The 18,970-nt window shown below is 71.4% G+C and carries 17 protein-coding genes and 2 tRNA genes; 12 read left to right on the top strand and 7 right to left on the bottom strand.

The window, feature by feature from the left end:
* The first annotated feature begins 127 nt into the window (after positions 1-127).
* A complete protein-coding gene (gene cimA, locus ABTZ99_RS00395) occupies positions 128-1,723 on the top strand; it encodes a citramalate synthase (RefSeq protein ID WP_498774801.1) in 1,596 nt (531 codons plus the stop codon).
* On the opposite strand, the gene ABTZ99_RS00390 is transcribed toward cimA, so the two are convergent.
* Positions 1,704-2,333 carry a S1 family peptidase gene (locus ABTZ99_RS00390; RefSeq protein ID WP_499606990.1) on the bottom strand — a complete coding sequence of 210 codons (630 nt, stop codon included), beginning with the start codon at positions 2,331-2,333 and terminating at the stop codon, positions 1,704-1,706. The genes cimA and ABTZ99_RS00390 overlap by 20 nt on opposite strands.
* Before the next feature lie 57 nt (positions 2,334-2,390).
* Here ABTZ99_RS00390 and ABTZ99_RS00385 point away from each other — a divergent pair, with 57 nt between their 5' ends.
* The gene (locus tag ABTZ99_RS00385; protein WP_498774797.1) at positions 2,391-3,161 is read left to right on the top strand and encodes a fumarylacetoacetate hydrolase family protein; all 771 of its coding nucleotides are present in this window, start codon (positions 2,391-2,393) and stop codon (positions 3,159-3,161) included.
* A 2-nt stretch (positions 3,162-3,163) separates the two neighbouring features.
* Here ABTZ99_RS00385 and ABTZ99_RS00380 read toward each other — a convergent pair whose 3' ends face one another.
* Positions 3,164-4,411: an FAD-dependent oxidoreductase gene (locus ABTZ99_RS00380; RefSeq protein WP_499606987.1), complete on the bottom strand. Its 1,248-nt coding sequence runs from the start codon at positions 4,409-4,411 to the stop codon at positions 3,164-3,166.
* Between the two features lie 90 nt (positions 4,412-4,501).
* On the opposite strand from ABTZ99_RS00380, the gene gltX reads away from it, so the two are divergent.
* The 4 genes from gltX (at position 4,502) to ABTZ99_RS00360 (ending at position 7,174) form a co-directional block, all read left to right on the top strand.
* Entirely contained in the window at positions 4,502-5,992 is a 1,491-nt protein-coding gene (gene gltX, locus ABTZ99_RS00375) for a glutamate--tRNA ligase (protein WP_498774793.1), read from the top strand.
* 104 nt (positions 5,993-6,096) lie between these two features.
* Positions 6,097-6,834, top strand: coding sequence for an HAD family hydrolase (locus ABTZ99_RS00370; RefSeq protein ID WP_498774791.1), 738 nt, complete (start codon positions 6,097-6,099; stop codon positions 6,832-6,834).
* A gap of 113 nt (positions 6,835-6,947) precedes the next feature.
* Positions 6,948-7,019, top strand: a tRNA-Gln gene (locus tag ABTZ99_RS00365).
* 82 nt (positions 7,020-7,101) lie between these two features.
* Positions 7,102-7,174 (top strand) — tRNA-Glu (locus ABTZ99_RS00360).
* A gap of 332 nt (positions 7,175-7,506) precedes the next feature.
* Here ABTZ99_RS00360 and ABTZ99_RS00355 read toward each other — a convergent pair.
* A complete protein-coding gene (locus ABTZ99_RS00355; protein ID WP_230567757.1) occupies positions 7,507-8,208 on the bottom strand; it encodes an IclR family transcriptional regulator in 702 nt (233 codons plus the stop codon).
* Positions 8,209-8,279: 71 nt separating this feature from the next.
* Here ABTZ99_RS00355 and leuC point away from each other — a divergent pair, with 71 nt between their 5' ends.
* The 3 genes from leuC (at position 8,280) to ABTZ99_RS00340 (ending at position 11,190) form a co-directional block, all read left to right on the top strand.
* On the top strand, positions 8,280-9,683 hold the full coding sequence (gene leuC / locus ABTZ99_RS00350; protein WP_498774789.1) for a 3-isopropylmalate dehydratase large subunit: 1,404 nt from the start codon (positions 8,280-8,282) through the stop codon (positions 9,681-9,683).
* Positions 9,684-9,700: 17 nt separating this feature from the next.
* Positions 9,701-10,303 carry a 3-isopropylmalate dehydratase small subunit gene (gene leuD / locus ABTZ99_RS00345; RefSeq protein WP_498774788.1) on the top strand — a complete coding sequence of 201 codons (603 nt, stop codon included), beginning with the start codon at positions 9,701-9,703 and terminating at the stop codon, positions 10,301-10,303.
* A gap of 209 nt (positions 10,304-10,512) precedes the next feature.
* Positions 10,513-11,190, top strand: a complete 678-nt coding sequence (locus ABTZ99_RS00340; RefSeq protein ID WP_498774787.1) for an HU family DNA-binding protein — start codon at positions 10,513-10,515, stop codon at positions 11,188-11,190.
* Positions 11,191-11,817: 627 nt separating this feature from the next.
* Here the strand turns inward: ABTZ99_RS00340 and ABTZ99_RS00335 are convergent.
* The 4 genes from ABTZ99_RS00335 to cofC are packed head-to-tail and all read right to left on the bottom strand — an operon-like array spanning position 11,818 to position 15,955.
* Positions 11,818-12,729 (bottom strand): NUDIX hydrolase, encoded by a 912-nt coding sequence (locus ABTZ99_RS00335; protein ID WP_498775207.1) that lies wholly within the window; start codon positions 12,727-12,729, stop codon positions 11,818-11,820.
* Between the two features lie 7 nt (positions 12,730-12,736).
* A complete protein-coding gene (locus ABTZ99_RS00330) occupies positions 12,737-15,037 on the bottom strand; it encodes an RNA degradosome polyphosphate kinase (RefSeq protein ID WP_499606980.1) in 2,301 nt (766 codons plus the stop codon).
* A 59-nt stretch (positions 15,038-15,096) separates the two neighbouring features.
* Positions 15,097-15,306 (bottom strand): hypothetical protein, encoded by a 210-nt coding sequence (locus ABTZ99_RS00325; RefSeq protein WP_498774783.1) that lies wholly within the window; start codon positions 15,304-15,306, stop codon positions 15,097-15,099.
* Positions 15,307-15,346: 40 nt separating this feature from the next.
* Entirely contained in the window at positions 15,347-15,955 is a 609-nt protein-coding gene (cofC, locus tag ABTZ99_RS00320; RefSeq protein ID WP_498774781.1) for a 2-phospho-L-lactate guanylyltransferase, read from the bottom strand.
* 108 nt (positions 15,956-16,063) lie between these two features.
* Between cofC and ABTZ99_RS00315 the strand changes: the two genes are divergently transcribed.
* From ABTZ99_RS00315 to ABTZ99_RS00305, 3 genes are read left to right on the top strand one after another with little or no spacing between them, the layout of a single operon-like run.
* The gene (locus ABTZ99_RS00315; RefSeq protein ID WP_498774779.1) at positions 16,064-16,765 is read left to right on the top strand and encodes a lysophospholipid acyltransferase family protein; all 702 of its coding nucleotides are present in this window, start codon (positions 16,064-16,066) and stop codon (positions 16,763-16,765) included.
* 1 nt (position 16,766) lies between these two features.
* Positions 16,767-17,771, top strand: coding sequence for an NAD(P)H-dependent glycerol-3-phosphate dehydrogenase (locus ABTZ99_RS00310; protein WP_499606976.1), 1,005 nt, complete (start codon positions 16,767-16,769; stop codon positions 17,769-17,771).
* On the top strand, positions 17,768-18,826 hold the full coding sequence (locus tag ABTZ99_RS00305) for a cystathionine gamma-lyase (protein WP_498774775.1): 1,059 nt from the start codon (positions 17,768-17,770) through the stop codon (positions 18,824-18,826). Before ABTZ99_RS00310 ends, ABTZ99_RS00305 begins: the two co-directional genes overlap by 4 nt.
* Positions 18,827-18,970: the final 144 nt, after the last annotated feature.

Raw genomic sequence — 18,970 nt, 5'->3', positions numbered from 1 at the left:
GGCTCTCCACACCGTGATCATTATTTCTGAGCGCGTCGGGTAGTGCTTCCTCGAAGCACCCGGCGCGCCGACCTCTCGCATCCTGCGGGGGGTCTTTTTGTTTTCCAAGATCTCTAGGAGCCCTCTCGTGACCCCCCTCGGCGATTCATTCCACGTCTTCGACACGACCCTGCGGGACGGTGCCCAGCGCGAGGGCATCTCCTACTCGGTCAACGACAAGCTGGCCGTCGCCCGCCTGCTCGACTCGCTCGGCGTCGGCTTCATCGAGGGTGGCTGGCCGGGCGCCATGCCGAAGGACACGGAGTTCTTCGCCCGGGCGGCGGAGGGGGAGCTCACGCTCAAGCACGCGCAGCTCGTCGCGTTCGGCTCGACCCGCAAGGCGGGCGTCAAGGTCGAGCAGGACGCGCAGGTCAGGGCCCTGCTGGAGGCCCGGACGCCGGTCGTGACGCTGGTCGCCAAGTCCGACCGCAGGCACATCGAACGGGCCCTGCGCACGGACGTGGCGGAGAACTGCGCGATGGTCCGCGACACCGTCGCGTTCCTGGTGAACGAGGGCCGCCGGGTCTTCGTCGACGCCGAGCACTTCTTCGACGGCTTCGCCTACGACCCCGACACCGCGCTGCGCGTGCTGGAGTCCGCAGTGGAGGGTGGCGCGGACGTCGTCGTGCTGTGCGACACCAACGGCGGCCGGCTGCCCCTCGGCCTGGCCGAGACCGTCGCCGACGTCATCGCCCGGACGGGCTTCCGGGTCGGCATCCACTGCCAGGACGACACGTCCTGCGCGGTGGCCAACACCGTCGCCGCGGTGCAGGCGGGGGCGACCCACGTCCAGTGCACCGCGAACGGCTACGGCGAGCGAGCGGGCAACGCGGACCTGTTCGCCGTCGTCGGGAACCTCGTGACCAAGCTCGGCCTGCAGGTGCTACCGCACGAATCGCTGGCCGAGCTCACCCGGGTCTCCCATGCGCTGGCCGAGATCGCGAACATCGCACCCGACACCCACCAGGCCTACGTCGGGTCGTCGGCCTTCGCCCACAAGGCGGGGCTGCACGCGAGCGCGATCAAGGTGGATCCGGAGCTGTACAACCACATCGATCCGGACACCGTCGGCAACGACATGCGGGTGCTGGTCACCGAGATGGCGGGTCGGGCCAGTCTCGAGCTCAAGGGACGTGAGCTCGGGATCGACCTGACCCGCCGGCCCGAGGCGCTCACCAACGTGGTGCGCAAGGTGAAGGAGCTGGAGGCGGGCGGCTGGTCGTTCGAGGCCGCCGACGCCTCCCTGGAACTGCTCCTCAAGGCCGAGCTGTCCGATCTGGACGCGCCACCGTTCGTGCTGGAGTCGTACCGCGTGGTGCTCGACCACCACCAGGACGGCTCGATCGTGTCCGAGGCCACGGTCAAGGTGCACGTGGCGGGCGAGCGCGTCATCGCCACCGCCGAGGGCAACGGCCCGGTGCACGCGCTGGACGCCGCGCTGCGCAAGGCGCTCCTGCCCCACCTGTCGTGGTTGGACGCGGTGGAGCTGAACGACTACAAGGTGCGCATCCTGACCGATCAGCACGGCACCGACGCCGTCACCCGCGTCCTCGTGGAGTCCACCGACGGCGAGCGCGAGTGGACCACCGTGGGCGTGCACGGCAACATCGTCGAGGCCAGCTGGCTCGCCCTGTGCGACGCGCTCGTGCACAAGGCGCTGCGGGTCAGCCCGTCACGAGCGTGAGGCGCTCGGCGGCCAGGACGCGGTTGAGCGGCTCGAAGTAGGACGAGCCGCCGACCGAGCAGTTGCCGCTGCCGCCCAGCGAGTGGCCCTGGGCCTGCGAGCCGGTGAAGATCGGGGCCCACTGGTCGCCGGGCTCGGTGCACACGTTCGTCCGCGTCAGCCCGTAGACGACCCCTTCCGGGTAGTTGACCGTGACGTTCTTGGCCTGCACGGTGCCGCACCGCAGCCCGGTGGTGCGGCCCGCCGCGCACACCGACCCGCCGACCGGCGTCTCCGCCGAGCCGGTGATGACACCGGTGCGCCCGGCGATGGTGGGCCGCTGGACCCAGGCGGCGGTGTTCGTGATCCGGACGATCGCGTAGGTCGTCCGGACCGCGACCACCGGACCTATGTCCACCATGTTGGGCCCGCGGACGACCGTGCCGACGATCCCGCACGACGGCGGCACGATCAGGAAGCCGCGGGCGTTGAAGCCGTTGGCGCAGCGCCCGCCGTTGTACGCGTAGAGGGGCGTGCCCGCTTCCAGCGGGGTCGGCAGGGCGGCGGTGGTCGCGGCGGCCGGCGCGGCGGCGGCGGCGAGCAGGGTGAGCACGAGCAGCAGGGTTCGCATCCCTCCGACGCTAGGCACGCACGGTGGGGATTCAAGCCGCCGGTTAGGGTGATCTCCGTGCGCATTGCCCGTATCGCCCAACCCGACGGCCTGGCCTTCGCCGCGATCGAAGGCGACGGCGACGACCTCACCGCGGTCGAGATCGCCGACGACCCCTTCGCCAACCCCACGTTCACCGGTCGCCGCTGGCCGCTGGCCGACGTCCGCCTGCTGGCGCCGTTCCTGCCGCCCAAGATCGTGGCGATCGGCCGCAACTACGCCGAGCACGCCGCCGAGCTGGGCAACGAGGTGCCCGCGGAACCGCTGATGTTCCTCAAGCCCAACACCGCGGTGATCGGGCCGAACGCGGACATCAAGCTGCCCGCGGTGTCCGAGCGGGTCGACTTCGAGGGCGAGCTGGCCGTCGTCGTCGGCGTCGGCGGCCGGGACATCCCCGCCTCACGGGCCCGCCAGTCGATCCTCGGCTACACGATCGCCAACGACGTCACCGCGCGCGACCTGCAGAAGACCGACGGCCAGTGGACGCGGGCCAAGGGCTTCGACACGTTCTGCCCGCTGGGCCCGTGGGTGGAGACCGAGTTCGACCCGTCCGACGTGGCCATCCGCACCGAGGTGGACGGCGTGGTCAAGCAGGACTCGCGCACCTCGCTGCTGCTGCACGACATCCCCGAGCTGATCGAGTACATCTCCTCGGTGATGACCCTGCGACCGCTGGACGTGATCCTCACCGGCACCCCCGCCGGCGTCGGCCCGCTGACCGCCGGCCAGACCGTCTCGGTGACCGTCGAGGGCCTCGGCACGCTGACGAACACCGTCACCAACCGCTGAGCTCAGCTGCGCTCGATGCGCTCGGGCGCGCGCCGTGCGAACCGCGGCGCGTGCTCGGGCCGCAGCCCGATCGCCACCAGGTAGGCGGGCACGCCCTGCAGCCGCGGGAACCGCCCCATCAGCCGGACCGGCAGCGGCGGCCGCCCCGGCGCGGCGCTCGACGTGCCGGTGAGCGTCGGCTTGAGGAACGAGTCCTGGATCCGCCGCTGGATCGCCTGGGTCACCGCCGTGGGCAGCCACCGCCTGCGCCGCACCTTCGCCAGCACCTTCGGGTCCAGCCGGCCGCGGCGCAGCGGCGCGGCGACGAGCGTCGCGGCGGCCACCGCGTCCTGCACGGCCAGGTTGATGCCGACGCCGCCGATGGGCGACATGGCGTGCGCCGCGTCACCGATGCACAGCGCGCCGTCGGCGTGCCAGCGCCGCAGGCGGTCGAGCTTCACGTCCAGCAGCTTCACGTCGTCCAGCGACTCGACGGTCTCCATCCGCTCCGCCAGCCACGGCACCAGCTCCACCACCCGCTGCCGGAACGCGGCGATCCCCTCCGCCCGCAGCAGCTCGTCGGTGCCCTTGCGGATGAGGTACGCGCACTGGAAGTAGTCGCCCCGGGGGATCAGCACCATGGCCTGGCCCTGCGTGAACCGGCCGGTGGCGCCGCTGAGCTCGCCGGGGTCGCGCGGCAGCCGGAACCACCACACGTCCATCGGCGCGCCGAACTCGTGCACCGGCAGCCCGAGCTGCTCCCGCACCAGCGAACGCCGTCCGTCGGCCGCGATGACCAGGTCGGCCGCCAGCTCGCCGGTCTCGCCGCCCGGCGTGCGGTAGCGGACGCCGGTCACCTTGCCGCCGCTCCTGAGCAGCCCGGTGAACTCGGTGTTCATCCGCAGCGCGAACGTCGGCTCGCGCTTGCCCGCGTCGGCGAGCAGGTCCAGGAAGTCCCACTGCGGCACGAACGCGATGTGCTTGTGCCGCCCGGGCAGCCGGGTGAGGTCGCCCATCGTCTGCGGGCCGCTGTCCAGCAGCACCTGCACCTTGTCCACGAGCTGGTGCGGCACCTCGGCGAACGACGGCCCCAGGCCCAGCTCGTCCAGCAGCGTCAACGTCGACGCGTGCACCGTGTCGCCGCGGAAGTCGCGCAGGAAGTCGCCGTGCTTCTCCAGCACCGTCACCTCGACACCGGCCCTGGCCAGCAACAACCCGGCCACCATGCCCGCCGGGCCGCCCCCGACGACCACGACACCAGTCCTCTCCATGATCCACCCCTCTGCTTTTCAACACCGGTTGAATAAGTTCAGGATGCTCCTGCGCGGCGTCGCGGTCAAGCCCGATACGCTGATCGGGTCATGAGCGCATCAGCAGCATCTCCAGAGGTCCGCGTCCGCTTCTGCCCGTCGCCGACCGGCACGCCCCACGTGGGGCTCATCCGCACCGCCCTGTTCAACTGGGCGTACGCCCGCCACACCGGCGGCTCCGTGGTGTTCCGGATCGAGGACACCGACGCGGCCCGCGACTCCGAGGAGTCGTACCTCTCGCTGCTGGAAGCCATGCGCTGGCTGGGCCTGGACTGGGACGAGGGCCCCGAGATCGGCGGCCCGCACGCGCCCTACCGGCAGAGCCAGCGGCGCGACCTGTACGACGACATCGCCAAGCGCCTGTTCGAGGCGGGCGAGCTGTACGAGTCGTTCTCCACGGCCGAGGAGATCGAGGCCCGGCGCAAGGCCGCCGGTCAGGACCCGAAGCTGGGCTACGACGGCCACGACCGCGGCCTGACCGAGGAGCAGCGGGCCGCGTTCCGCGCCGAGGGCCGTCAGCCGGTGCTGCGCCTGAAGATGCCCGACGAGGACATCACGTGGGACGACCTGGTGCGCGGTGAGATCACGTTCAAGGCGGGCAGCACGCCCGACCCGGTGCTCGTGCGCGCCAACGGCGACCCGCTGTACCCGTTCGTGAACCCGGTCGACGACGCCCTGATGGGCATCACGCACGTGCTGCGCGGCGAGGACCTGCTCCCGTCGACCCCCCGCCAGATCGCGCTGTACCGGGCGTTGACCCGGATCGGCGTCACCACGTTCACGCCGCGGTTCGGGCACCTGCCGTACGTGATGGGCGAGGGCAACAAGAAGCTGTCCAAGCGCGACCCGCAGTCGAACCTGTTCCTCTACCGCGACCGCGGTTTCCTGCCCGAGGGCCTGCTGAACTACCTCGCGCTGCTCGGCTGGTCCATCGCCGACGACCGCGACATCTTCAGCGTGGCCGAGCTGGTCGAGGCGTTCGAGCTGGAGAAGGTCAGCCTCAACCCGGCCCGCTTCGACCTGAAGAAGGCCGAGGCGATCAACGCCACGCACCTGCGCGCGCTGCCGGTCGAGGACTTCGTCAGCCGCGTGCTGCCCTACCTGGTCAAGGACGGCGTGCTGCCCGCCGAGCCGACGCCCGAGCAGGTCGCCCTGCTGTCGGGCGTCGCGCCGCTGGTGCAGGAGCGGCTCGTGGTGCTGTCCGAGGCGTCCGGGATGGTGCGGTTCCTGTTCGCCGCGGAGGAGGACTTCGCCCCCGAGGAGGACTCGGCGGCCAAGGCCCTCGGCCCGGACGCCCGGCCCGTGCTCGAGGCGAGCATCGCCGCCCTGGAATCGCTTCCGGAGTGGACGACGGCCGCCGTCGAGGAGGCGCTGAAGGTGTCGCTTGTGGACGGATTGGGCCTCAAACCGCGCAAGGCCTACGCGCCGGTGCGGGTCGCCGTGACGGGCCGTACCGTCTCGCCACCACTCTACGAATCCATGGAACTACTGGGTCGGAGTCGCTCGATCGGGCGATTGCGCCGCGCGCTCGGGGCAATCTGACTGGTTCGTTCGGGCGGTTCAGGGGTGCTTGACCGTGCAAGAACCCATAGATATCACCTCTCTGGTCGAGTCGGACGAGGGGTGACCGCACCTAGCCTCACGGGGTGACAACCGCAGCCCCGACTTTCACCCCTCGGAGAACCGGCGAGATCCGGGCCGTGTGCCTCGACGTCGACGACACCCTCGTCGACTACAGCACCTCGTCCCGGGCCGCCCTGGCCGCGATGGTCGGCAACGCCGACGCCTGGCCGCTGTGGCAGCGCATCACGGACGAGCACTGCGAACGCCTCCTCGCCGGCGAGCTCGAGTACGAGACGATGCGCAACATCCGCACCCGCGCCTTCTTCGCGGCCCTGGGCGAGGAGTTGGACCAGGACGAGGCGACCCGCCGGGAACTGCTGCGGCAGGAAGTCCTCGCGTCCGGCTGGCGGCTGTTCCCCGACGTCGTGCCGTGCCTGGAGTGGCTGCGGGCCACCGGTCTGCCCATGGCGGCCGTGAGCAACGCCTCAGGGCGCCACCAGCGGGTGAAGATCGCCTCGCTGGGGCTCGCGCAGTACTTCGACACGGTCCTCATCGCCGGCGAGGTCGGCGCGGCGAAACCGGACCGGGTGATCTTCGACACCGCGTGCGCGGACCTGGGCGTCGACCTGGGTGACACGGTGCACATCGGCGACCGCCTGCACGCCGACGCGATCGGCGCGCGCGACGCCGGCATGAAGGGCGTGTGGCTGAACCGCCAGGGCCCGCGCGAAGGCGCGCTGCCCGCCGGCATCGCCGCCATCAGCAGCCTCGCTGAGCTGCCGGAACTCCTCGTCTGCGAGCTCTCGACCGCCTCGGCGTGACCCCGATTTCCGTTCCGCCGGGTACGTGGTCTAGTATTCCTCCCGGCGGAACGGAGAGGCCCCCCAAAGGTCAACGGAGTCAAGACCGACGGGGAGTCGAACCGGGAAACCAATGGGGTATGGTGTAATTGGCAGCACGACTGATTCTGGTTCAGTTAGTCTAGGTTCGAGTCCTGGTACCCCAGCTGCGAAGTGGCAAATCGAGTGTGGTAAGCTACTCGCAACGCAGGACAGCAAGACATGATAAAGTGAATATCGAAAGTTCCTGGCCCCGTCGTCTAGCGGCCTAGGACGCCGCCCTCTCAAGGCGGTAGCGTGGGTTCGAATCCCATCGGGGCTACAGATCAGGGAGATCCCTGTTTCGCTGACGCGAAACGGGGATCTTTCGCATTTACACCGGGGGTGCGACCCCCGGACCCCGCGCAGGAGGGCTTCGCCCCCTGCACCCCCGGCGTCGGTTGGTGCCGTGTTCGGGGTCGGAGGGCCGCTGGCGGTTGGCAGCGGTGGTGAGTTGGATTCGTGCCCACGGTGCCGGCACTCGGTGAGTTGGGTGCCCCCGCCTGGTGCTGGTGGCGGGGGCGGTCCGAGGACTGGTGAGCGGGCCGGGCCCGGCTGCTGGGCAGAGCTGCGGGTGGCCGGTGGGCGGGAGCCCGATCAGTGCGAGCCAGGCTGTCAGAGGCGCGATTGGAGGGCTTCGGCGGCGGCCAGGAGGTCGGCGGCCCAGCGGGCGCCCGGGCGGCGGCCCATGCGGTCGATGGGGCCCGAAACCGAGACCGCGGCGACGACCGTGCCCGTGCTGTCGCGGACCGGGGCGGAAACCGAGGCTACGCCCGGTTCGCGTTCCGCTACCGATTGCGCCCAGCCGCGGCGGCGGACTTCCAACAATGTGCGCTCGCCGTAAACGGCGTCGGCGAGAACGGAACGTTGAGTTCCGGGATCGGCCCACGCCGCCAATACCTTCGCGCCGGATCCCGCCGTCATCGGCAATCGCGCGCCGATCGGCACGGTGTCGCGCAAACCACTCGGTGGTTCCGCGGAGGACACGCAGATCCGCTGCATCCCGTCCCGCCGGTACAACTGGACGCTCTCGCCCGTGATGTCGCGCAACCTCGGCAACACCGAGGACGCCGCGTCGAGCAGCGGGTCGGTGGCCCCGCCCGCCAACTCCGCCAGTGCCGCGCCCGGGCGCCAGCGGCCGTCGGAACCCCGTCGCAGCAACCGGTGCACCTCGAGCCCGACCGCCAACCTGTGCGCGGTAGCCCTCGGCAAGCCCGTCCGGTTGCACAACTCGGCGAGCCCACACGGATCCTTTGCGACGGCGTTCAAGACGGCCACTGCCTTGTCGAGCACGCCGATCCCGCTATGCTGTCCCACAAGCCGATACTAACTTCCCACTGTCTGGGAAGTCCAGATCTATCGACTGTCCAGATCTTGGGAGAGTTGCGATGAGCCGCACGCTCGCGGAGAAGGTGTGGGAAGCACACGTCGTGCGCCACGGCAGTGGCGCGGAGCCGGACCTGCTCTACATCGACCTCCACCTGCTGCATGAAGTGACCAGCCCGCAGGCGTTCGACGGCCTGCGCCTGGCGGGGCGAGGGCTCCGCCGCCCGGACCTCACGATCGCCACCGAGGACCACAACGTCCCGACGGTCGACATCGAGCTCCCCATCGCCGACCCGGTCTCGCGCACGCAGGTCGAGACGCTGCGCAAGAACTGCGCGGAGTTCGGCGTGCGGCTGCACCCGATGGGCGACGCCGAGCAGGGCATCGTGCACGTCGTCGGCCCGCAGCTGGGCCTGACCCAGCCCGGCATGACGGTGGTCTGCGGTGACAGCCACACGTCGACGCACGGCGCGTTCGGCGCGCTGGCGTTCGGCATCGGCACGTCCGAGGTGGAGCACGTGATGGCCACCCAGACGCTGCCGCTGCGGCCGTTCAAGACCATGGCCGTCACCGTGGACGGCGAGCTGAAGCCCGGCGTCACGGCCAAGGACATCATCCTCGCGGTGATCGCGAAGATCGGCACCGGCGGCGGCCAGGGCTACGTCCTGGAGTACCGGGGCAGCGCGATCGAGGCGCTGTCCATGGAAGCGCGCATGACCGTGTGCAACATGTCGATCGAGGCGGGCGCCCGCGCGGGGATGATCGCGCCGGACCAGACCACGTTCGACTACATCAAGGGCCGTCCGCACGCGCCGGCCGGCGCGGACTGGGACGCGGCCGTCGAGTACTGGAAGACCCTGCGCACCGACGACGACGCCGAGTTCGACGCCGAGGTCCGCCTCGACGCCGACGAGCTCACGCCGTTCGTGACCTGGGGCACCAACCCGGGCCAGGGCCTGCCGCTGGGCGCGGCCGTGCCGGACCCCGAGACCATCGTCGACGAGAACGAGCGGGTGGCCGCCGAGAAGGCGCTGACCTACATGGGGCTGGAGCCGGGCACCCCGCTGCGCGACATCCACGTCGACACGGTGTTCCTCGGCTCGTGCACCAACGGCCGGATCGAGGACCTGCGCGCGGCGGCGGACGTCCTGCGCGGCCACAAGGTCGCCGACGGCGTGCGGATGCTCGTCGTGCCCGGGTCCATGCGGGTCCGCGCGCAGGCCGAGACCGAAGGGCTGCACGAAGTGTTCTTGGCGGCCGGCGCCGAGTGGCGCCAGGCCGGTTGCTCGATGTGCCTGGGCATGAACCCGGACCAGCTCAAGCCGGGCGAGCGCAGCGCGTCGACCTCCAACCGCAACTTCGAGGGCAGGCAGGGCAAGGGTGGGCGCACCCACCTGGTTTCGCCACTCGTGGCCGCCGCCACCGCCGTCCGCGGCACGCTGTCGTCGCCCGCCGACCTGGTCTGAAGGGAGTCTCACCGAACATGGATGCGTTCACCAGGCACACCGGGGTCGGCGTTCCGCTGCGCAGGTCCAACGTGGACACCGACCAGATCATCCCGGCCGTCTACCTCAAGCGCGTGACCCGCACGGGCTTCGAGGACGGCCTGTTCGCCGCCTGGCGCGGTGACGAGCAGTTCGTGCTCAACCAGGAAGCCTTCCGGGCGGGCAGCGTGCTCGTCGCCGGGCCCGATTTCGGCACCGGGTCGTCCCGCGAGCACGCCGTGTGGGCGCTCATGGATTACGGCTTCCGGGTGGTCATCTCGTCCCGGTTCGCCGACATCTTCCGGGGCAACGCGGGCAAGCAGGGCCTCGTGGCGGCCCAGTGCGAGCAGTCCGATGTCGAATTGCTGTGGAAGCTGCTCGAGAACGAGCCCGGCACCGAGGTGACCGTCGACCTCACCCTGAACACGGTTGTGGCGAAGGACTTCACCGCCCCCTTCACCGTCGACGAGTACACCCGCTGGCGGCTGCTGGAGGGATTGGACGACATCGCCCTGACCCTCCGGCACGCCGACGACATCGCGGAGTTCGAGCAGCGCAGGCAGGGTTGGTTGCCGACTACCGATCCGCTGCCCGCGGGGTGACCGGCGAAGGGGTCGGATTCCCCCCGAACAGCGGGAATCCGGCCCCTTCGATCCCTCCGCCGGCCGCCCGGGTGTCCCTCGACAGGTCGTAATTGCCCACGCCACAACAAGAAATCTGGCGTGGCGATTGGTATTTCCTTGCATATGGGCTTACCGTGGGCAATCAGTCGGCCCGACTAGGGCCGTGAGCGTCCTGGGAGGGACTGAAGGTGAACAAGGCCCAGCTCATCGAGGCGCTCGCCGAGCGCCTTGGCGACAAGAAGAACGCGGCTGCCGCTGTCGACGGCATCGTCGACGTCATCGTCCGCAGCGTCCACAAGGGCGAGAAGGTCAACATCACCGGTTTCGGTGTCTTCGAGAAGCGTGCCCGTGCGGCGCGCACCGCTCGCAACCCGCGCACCGGTGAGACCGTGAAGGTCAAGAAGACCAACGTTCCCGCGTTCCGCGCGGGTTCGACGTTCAAGGACGTCATCAGCGGCACGAAGAAGCTGCCGCGCGTCACGGCCGCCAAGCCCGCCGCCGCGGCGGCGAAGCCTGCTGCCGCGACGAAGGCGCCGGCGACCCGCAGCACCACCGCTCGTGCCACCACTGCGCGTGCGACGCGCAGCACCGGCACGGCCACGCGTGCTGCTGCGGCAGCCACCAAGGCACCGGCGACCCGCCGGACCGCCGCGGCCGCGAAGCCCGCCGCCACCGCCACCAAGGCCGCGCCTGCGAAGAGCACCGCGACCAAGGCCACCGCCGCGAAGGCGACGACGGCGAAGGCGACCGCGGCGAAGCCCGCGGCGGCCAAGAAGGCCACCACGGCCAAGGCGACGACGGCGAAGGCCACCACGGCCGCAGCCGCGAAGCCCGCGGCGAAGAAGGCCCCGGCCAAGAAGAAGTGAAGTCGGGCCGGGTGATCACCGGCCAGGCACGCAACACACGCTCAGGGCCCGGTGCGGACGCGCACCGGGCCCTGAGCGCTGTTCTACCCTTGGTGCGCCGTTCCGATCCGCCACGGGCGTTCTGAGCCCCGTTTCCGCGCCCCTGCGGACGGCCTCTTCACCTCGGAACCCCGAACCTCTTCTCCTCGCCCTCCCGCACCCTCGCGTGTCCTACGTCCAGGACCCCCGAGTCGAACGCCCGGAACGGGGTGGGGCGCGGCTTGAACCTGTGAGCGCTCGGCGCTTCGAACGTGCGATATGCGACCTGGACGCGTGGGTGTTTCGCGCTCGGAACGCGCGGGGCGCGGCGTGGACGCGTGGGTGTTTCGCGCTCGGAACACGCGGGGCGCGGTCGGGTCGGCGAGTGTGTTCGGCCACTCGGATAGAGCAGTCCGGTCGGCCGTCGTGCCGGCCCCGAAACCCGGCGTTCGCGCGGTGGAGATGCTTCGCAGGGGTCCCCGCCGGGGGATCCCCGGTTTTCATGCTGCCGGCTCGGTCTGACGATTTCGGCCCGGTTCGGGCCGCCTGTGGAGAACTCACCGTGCCCGGACGGACTCCCGGCGTGACCCGACCGGACTAGTGGAGGTGTCAGGCGGTGGGCGCGGGCAGGGCGGTGGGGAAGTAGTGGGCCGAGACCAGGCGCGGCCAGGACCGGTGCGAGTCCGAAGTGGACCAGCCCGGCTCCGGCCGGCGGAACGCCAGCAGCCACGCGCTGCCCTTCTTGCACGGCGTGCCGCCCAACGACAGACCGCCCAGGTCGGCGAGGGTGGCGACGACGTCCGGGATCACACCGCCCTGGCTGCACACGACCGGCGTGCCGGCCCCGTCCGCGATCTCCAGCAGGCGCACCAACCCGGCCTCGCGGTCCGGCCAGTACCCCTCCTCGGACAACCGCGGCTCCAGCAGCACGCCGACACCCAGGTCCTCCGCCACCCCCTGAACGGTCTCCACGCACCGCACCCGAGGCGCGGAGTGCACCCGTGACGGACCCCACAACGGCAGCATCGACCGCAACCCGCCGGCCTGCCGCCACCCCGCCGAGCTCAACGGCCGCAGGTCGTCGTCACCCGGCCAGTGGTCGCGCTTGCCCGCCTTCGCGTGCCGCACCAGCAACACCGTCGCCAACTCCGCCGGCTCCGCCGCGAACGCCGCCAGCACCGAGCGGTCGGTGTCCGACGTCACCAGCGAAGCCGCCTCGGCGACCGGCAGCCACCGCAGCTCGTCCACCTCGTCGTTCGGCGCGAACGCACCCGACGCGACCCGCGCGCTGAAGTAGTCCACGACCTTCGGCCTGCCGAAAGCCCGGTACGACACCTGGCACAGGTACCGACCCAGCACGGCGTGGAACCCGGTCTCCTCCAGCACCTCGCGCACCGCCGCCGCGGGCACGGTCTCGCCGGGGTCCACCTTGCCCTTGGGCAGGGACCAGTCGTCATAACGCGGCCGGTGCACGACCGCCACGGAACCCTCGCGCCACAGCACGGCGCCGGCTGCCCGGATCACCGGCTCACCCGATCGCGCGGCGGTTGCGCAGCATCTCGGTCTGGTGGTCGCGCACCCTGCTGCCGTCCGCCGGCGACGCCTCCCACTCGCCGTCCGGCTGCAGCACCCAGCACCGCGTGGTCGGCTCCAACGCCGAGTCCATCATCGCGTCGAGCTGCGCGGTGAGCTTCGGGTCGGTCACCCGCAGCTGCACCTCCACCCGCCGGTCCAGGTTGCGGTGCATCATGTCGGCGCTGCCGATCCAGTGCTCGGCCGAGCCGACGAAGTGGAACACCCGCGAGTGCTCCAGGAACCGGCCCAGGATGGACCGGACGTGGATGTTCTCCGACAGCCCCTTGATGCCAGGCTTCAGCGCGCACACCCCGCGCACGACCACGTCCACCCGCACGCCAGCCTGCGACGCCCGGTACAGCGAGTCGATGACCTGCTCGTCCACCAGCGAGTTCACCTTGATGCGCACACCGGCCGGCGCGCCCGCCCGCGCGTGCTCGATCTCGCGCTCGATGCGCTCCACGATCCCGCGCCGCACGCCGTAGGGCGCGACGAGGAGGCTGCGGTAGTGGTCCTGCCGGGCGTACCCGGTGAGCACGTTGAACAGGTCGGTGAGGTCCGCGCCGATGGTCGGCTCGGCGGTGAGGATGCCGATGTCCTCGTACAGCCGGGCCGTCTTCGGGTTGTAGTTGCCGGTGCCGATGTGGCAGTACCGCTGGATCCGCGAGCCCTCCTGGCGCACCACCAAGGAGGTCTTGCAGTGCGTCTTGAGCCCCATCAGGCCGTAGACGACGTGCACGCCCGCCTTCTCCAGCGCACGCGCCCACTTGATGTTCGCCTGCTCGTCGAACCGCGCCTTGATCTCCACCAGCGCCACGACCTGCTTGCCCGCCTCGGCCGCGTCGATCAGCGCGTCGACGATCGGCGAGTCGCCCGACGTGCGGTACAGCGTCTGCTTGATGGCCAGCACGCGCGGGTCGGCCGCCGCCTGCTCGATGAACCGCTGCACGGACGTGGAGAACGAGTCGTACGGGTGGTGCACCAGCACGTCGCCCTCCCGGAGGGTGGCGAAGATGCTCTTGGGCGTCTCGCGCTCGCCGAACGCCGAGTGCGTCGCGGGCACGAACGGCGCGTCCTTGAGCTGCTTGCGGTCCACGCTGTAGAGCTGCCACAGGCAGGACAGGTCGAGCAGGCCGGGCACCTGGACCACGTCGTGCGGGTCGACCTCCAGCTCGCGCAGCAGCCGTTCCAGCATGTGCTCGGTCATGTCGTCGGCGATCTCCAGCCGCACCGGCGGCCCGAACCGGCGGCGCGCCAGCTCCCGCTCCAACGACTTGAGCAGGTCCTCGTCCTGGTCCTCCTCTACCTCCAGGTCGGCGTTGCGGGTCACCCGGAACGCGTGGCACTCGATGACCTGCATGCCGGCGAACAGCTCGCCGAGGTGCGCCGCGATGAGCTCCTCCAGCGGCAGGAAGGTCGCCGTCGGGCTGGTCCGGTCGCTCTCCACGCGGACCAGGCGCGGCACGTTGTCCGGCACCTTGATGCGCGCGAACCGCTCCGCGCCGCCCTCCGGGTCGCGGACGGTGATGGCGAGGTTCAGCGAGAGGCCGGAGATGTAGGGGAACGGGTGCGCCGCGTCCACGGCCAGCGGCGTGAGCACCGGGAAGACCTGGTCGGTGAAGTAGTTCGACAGCCGCAACTGCTCGAAGTCGGTCAACTGCGCCCAGTTGACGATGCTGATGGCGTGCTTCTCCAGCTCCGGCTGGATGTGGTCGAGGAACGCCCTGGCGTGCTGCTCGACCAGCTCCTGGGTGCGCTTGGAGATGTTGGACAGCTGCTCGCGCGGGGTGAGCCCGTCCGCGCTGCGCACGGACAGGCCGGTCTCGTCGCGGCGCTTCAGGCCCGCGACCCGGACCATGTAGAACTCGTCCAGGTTCGAGGCGAAGATGGCCAGGAACTTCGCCCGCTCCAGCAACGGCTGGGAGGCGTCCTCGGCCAGCGCGAGCACCCTGGCGTTGAAGTCCAACCAGGACAGCTCCCGGTTGAAGTACCGGTCGTCGGGCAGGTCGGCCTGCGCCTCGGTGGCCGTGACCGCGGGTGGTGAGCTCGGGAACGACCGGGACGCGCCGTCGGCCGGCTGCGGCGCCGGTTGCTGCGCCGCCGTCGTGCCCGCGCGCGTGCCGGCGGCGCCGCGGCGGGTGGCCGGGCGCGGCCGGCGGCGGGGGGTGCTCGCGGCCGGCGTGGTCCGCGGCGTCCTCGTCCGTCGCTTGGGCGCGGGCTGGTCGGGGGTGTCGTCCGTGCTCACGATCAGCATTGTTCCCCAATACGGGCGGCCGCGCGCTGAGCTGAGCCGACGAGGAAGTGAACTCCGCGTCACACCGGGCGGAGCACGCCCCGCACCTCACCGGCGGCATCCCGCACGAGGGTGACCCGTTGGCCGGGTCGCAGCGAGCGCCAGCCGCCTTCGGCGACGGCTTCGGCCGACACGTCCACGAGCACGCCGTCGTCGCGCAGCACGGTGGCCGAGCCGTCCGGGTGCTGGGCGCTCACCGTGGCCTGCTCGTGTTCGGCGGGGTGGGTCACGGGGCAGAAGGTAGTCGATCGCCGGCGTTCCCGAGCGGGCTCAGCCGCCGACGGGGGTGAGGGCGGCGGCGGTGCGCGGGCCCAGGCCGAGGTCCGCGGCGAGGCGCAAGTCGTCGGCGGTGTCGACGTCGTGGCGCAGCGACGGCCACGGGCCCCGCAAGGGCGTGGCGCCCGAGGCCGCGTGGGCGGCGGCGGAACCGACGCCGAAGGCCGGGGCGAGGTCGCCGCCGGGGGACGAGAGCAGGAGGGTCGTTCCGGTTCCCTGGCGGTCCGGGCAGAACGAACGGCCGTCGGCGGTGGCCAGCGCGGCGGCGAGGTCGGTGGTCCGGAGGGCGGGCAGGTCGGCTTGCAGGGCGCCGACCACGGAGGTGGAGTCGCGGGACCGGAGCACGGCGAAGCCGTGGCGCAGGGACTCGTTGAGCCCTTCGGGGCCGGGGATCGACTCGACGCCGAGCGCTCGCAGCTCCGCCACGACGGACGGGTCGGACGTGACGGCCACCACACGGCGCACGGCCGGCAGCGCCGCGGAGATCGTGTCCAACGCGAAGGCCAGGGCCAGCGCCGGCCGGTCCAGCCGGGTGCCGACCAGCCGGGTCTTGGCCCGGTGCAGGGTCTTGACCGGGACCACCAGGTCGACGTCGGCTCCCACCCCGCCATACTCCCGGATGCCGGCTGGACCTGGCCAGGGGCCCAGGGCTGATTGTCGCCCCTGGCGACGTGGTGAAGACTCCAGGTCCACGACGAAGAGGGAGTGCACGTGGCCAAGGAGAAGGGCGGCTTCTGGGTCGGGCTCGCCGCGGCGGTCTTCTACCCCGCCACCGCGCTGATCGCGCGGCGGCGCAACGAGGGCGCGGAGCGGGTTCCCCGGACGGGCGGTGCGCTCATCGTGATGAACCACGTGTCGCACCTGGACCCGGTCTACGACGCCGTCTTCACGCACAAGCAGGGGCGCGTGCCGCACTTCCTCGCCAAGCACAGCCTGTGGAACGTGCCGTTCGTCGGCATGGTCGTCAAGGGCGCCCGGCAGATCCCGGTGTACCGGGGCACGGCCGACGCGCAGCAGAGCCTGCGCGCCGCGCACGAGGCCCTGGAGCAGGGGCTGGTCGTGATCATCTACCCCGAGGGCACGATCACGCGCGACCCGGACGGCTGGCCGATGGCCTCGCGGACGGGTGTGGCGCGGCTCGCGCTGGAGCACGACGTGCCGGTGCTGCCCGCGGCGCGGTGGGGCACGCGCGAGGTGTACGACCACTACCGGAAGAAGTTCCGGCCGTTCCCGCGCAAGACGGTGGTGACGAAGGTGGGCCCGCCGGTCGACCTGGACGACTACCGGAGCAGGCCGCAGAACCTGGCGCTGCTGCGCGAGGTGACCGACGTGCTGATGAACGAGGTGAAGGACCTGCTCGCGGACATCCGCCAGGAGCAGGCGCCCGACGGCTTCTACACCAAGAAGGCCTGACGTGGACCGGGTCGCGGTGCTGGGCGCCGGGTCGTGGGGCACCGCTTTCGCGAAGGTGCTCGCGGACTCCGGCACGGACGTGGTGCTGTGGGCGCGGCGCGCCGACGTGGCCGACGCCATCTCGGCGGAGCGGGTCAACGCCGACTACCTGCCGGGCGTGACGCTGCCCCCGAACCTGACCGCCACGTCGGACGCGAAGAAGGCGTTGGCCGGCGCGGGGGCAGTGGTGCTGGCGGTGCCGAGCCAGACGCTGCGGGAGAACCTGAGCGGCTGGCGGCCGTGGCTGCCGGCGGGCGCGACGCTGGTCAGCCTGGCCAAGGGCGTCGAGCTGGGCACGTTGAAGCGGATGAGCGAGGTGGTCCGCGAGGTCGCCGGGGTGCCGGAGGACCAGGTCGCGGTGGTGTCCGGGCCGAACCTGGCCAAGGAGATCGCGGCCGAGCAGCCGACCGCGACGGTCATCGCGTGCACCGACCACGATCGCGCGGTGGCGTTGCAGCACGCGTGCTCGAACTCGTACTTCCGGCCGTACACGAACGTCGACGTGGTGGGCTGCGAGCTCGGTGGCGCGTGCAAGAACGTGATCGCGCTGGCGTGCGGCATGGCGGCGGGCATGGGGTTCGGGGACAACACGATGGCCTCGATCATCACCCGCGGTCTCGCCGAGACGGCGCGGTTGGGCGCGGCGCTGGGCGCGGACCCGTTGACGTTCGCCGGGTTGGCCGGGCTGGGCGACCTGGTGGCCACGTGCGCCTCGCCGCTGTCGCGCAACCGGTCGTTCGGGGAACGGCTGGGGCGCGGTGACTCGCTGGCGCAGGCGCAGGAGGCCGCGCACGGCCAGGTCGCCGAGGGCGTGAAGTCGTGCTCGTCGATCCGGGAGCTGGCCGCGCGGGTCGGCGTGGACATGCCGATCACCGACGGTGTGCACCAGGTGTGCCACGAGGGGTTGGACCCCCGTGTGCTGACGGCGGCGCTGCTCGGCCGCGAGCGGAAGGCGGAACGGCAATGACCTGGGGTGACGGCACGCGGGTCGTGCACTCGACGCCGGCGGTGCAGGGCGAGCCGTTCCTGGCCGGTCCCGTGTTCGCCTCCGCCTACCACCTGGGTGGCGCCGACACCTACGGGCGGGCGCACAACCCGACCTGGCGGGCGTTGGAGGTGGCGCTGGGCGAGTTGGACGGCGGCACGACCGTGCTGTTCCCGTCCGGGATGGCGGCGATCTCGACGTTCCTGCGGGTCGTGCTCGCGCCCGGCGACGTGGTGGCGCTGCCGGGCGACGGCTACTACCTGACGCGCACGTTGGCCGCCGAGATGCCGGTGGAGGTGGTGGAGGTGCCGACGGCCGGGCCGTACCCGTCGTTCGAGGGCGTGCGGTTGGTGCTGCTGGAGTCGCCGTCGAACCCCGGTCTGGACGTGTGCGACATCACCGCGCTGGTGGAGGCGGCGCACGCGGCGGGCGCGCTGGTGGCGGTGGACAACACGACCGCGACGCCGTTGGGGCAGCAACCGCTGCTGCTGGGCGCGGACGCGGTGGTGAGCAGCGACACGAAGGCCGTCGCCGGGCACAGCGACGTGCTGCTGGGCCACGTGTCCACGTCGGATCCGGGGTTGGCGGAACGGGTGCGCGCGGCGCGGACGACCGGCGGCGCGATCCCCGGGCCGTTCGAGGCGTGGCTGGCGCACCGGGGTCTCGGCACGCTCGACCTGCGGTTGAGCCGGCAGGCGGCGAACGCGGCGGCGCTCTACGAGGTGCTCAAGGACCACCCGGCGGTCAGCGGGCTGCGGTGGCCGGGCGCCCCGGAGGACCCCGCGCACGAGGTCGCGTCGCGGCAGATGCGGCGGTTCGGCGGCGTGCTGACGTTCGTGCTGGCGGACGAGCGCGCGGTGGCGTCCTTCCTGGAGCGGTCACGGCTGGTGTTCGCGAGCACGAGCTTCGGCGGCCTGCACACGAGCCTGGACCGGCGGGCGCAGTGGGGCGACCCGGTGCCCGAGGGCCTGGTGCGGCTGTCCGCGGGCTGCGAGGACACCGCCGACCTCGTCGAGGACGTGCTCCGGTCACTCTGACGGGTCCACTGCGTGGGAGGGCTTGCGTGGCGGCGAACCGGCTGCCACCCTCGTCACCATGTCTTTTCGCGCCATGACCGACGGGCGGGGTCACATCGACCTCCGCCTGGTCGCCAGCGCGCTCTGTCCTTCCCGGTGATCGTC

The sequence above is a fragment of the Actinosynnema sp. NPDC002837 genome, from assembly GCF_040295345.1.
GTDB lineage: Bacteria > Actinomycetota > Actinomycetes > Mycobacteriales > Pseudonocardiaceae > Actinosynnema.
This window is presented reverse-complemented; position numbering and strand designations above follow the sequence as displayed.

Bases quoted from the DNA above. Each gene is read 5' to 3' on its own strand.
- ABTZ99_RS00390 (WP_499606990.1), bottom strand. From the start codon at position 2,333: ATGCGAACCCTGCTGCTCGTGCTCACCCTGCTCGCCGCCGCCGCCGCG.
- ABTZ99_RS00380 (WP_499606987.1), bottom strand. From the start codon at position 4,411: ATGGAGAGGACTGGTGTCGTGGTCGTCGGGGGCGGCCCGGCGGGCATG.
- gltX (WP_498774793.1), top strand. From the start codon at position 4,502: ATGAGCGCATCAGCAGCATCTCCAGAGGTCCGCGTCCGCTTCTGCCCG.
- leuC (WP_498774789.1), top strand. From the start codon at position 8,280: ATGAGCCGCACGCTCGCGGAGAAGGTGTGGGAAGCACACGTCGTGCGC.
- leuD (WP_498774788.1), top strand. From the start codon at position 9,701: ATGGATGCGTTCACCAGGCACACCGGGGTCGGCGTTCCGCTGCGCAGG.
- ABTZ99_RS00330 (WP_499606980.1), bottom strand. From the start codon at position 15,037: ATGCTGATCGTGAGCACGGACGACACCCCCGACCAGCCCGCGCCCAAG.
- ABTZ99_RS00305 (WP_498774775.1), top strand. From the start codon at position 17,768: ATGACCTGGGGTGACGGCACGCGGGTCGTGCACTCGACGCCGGCGGTG.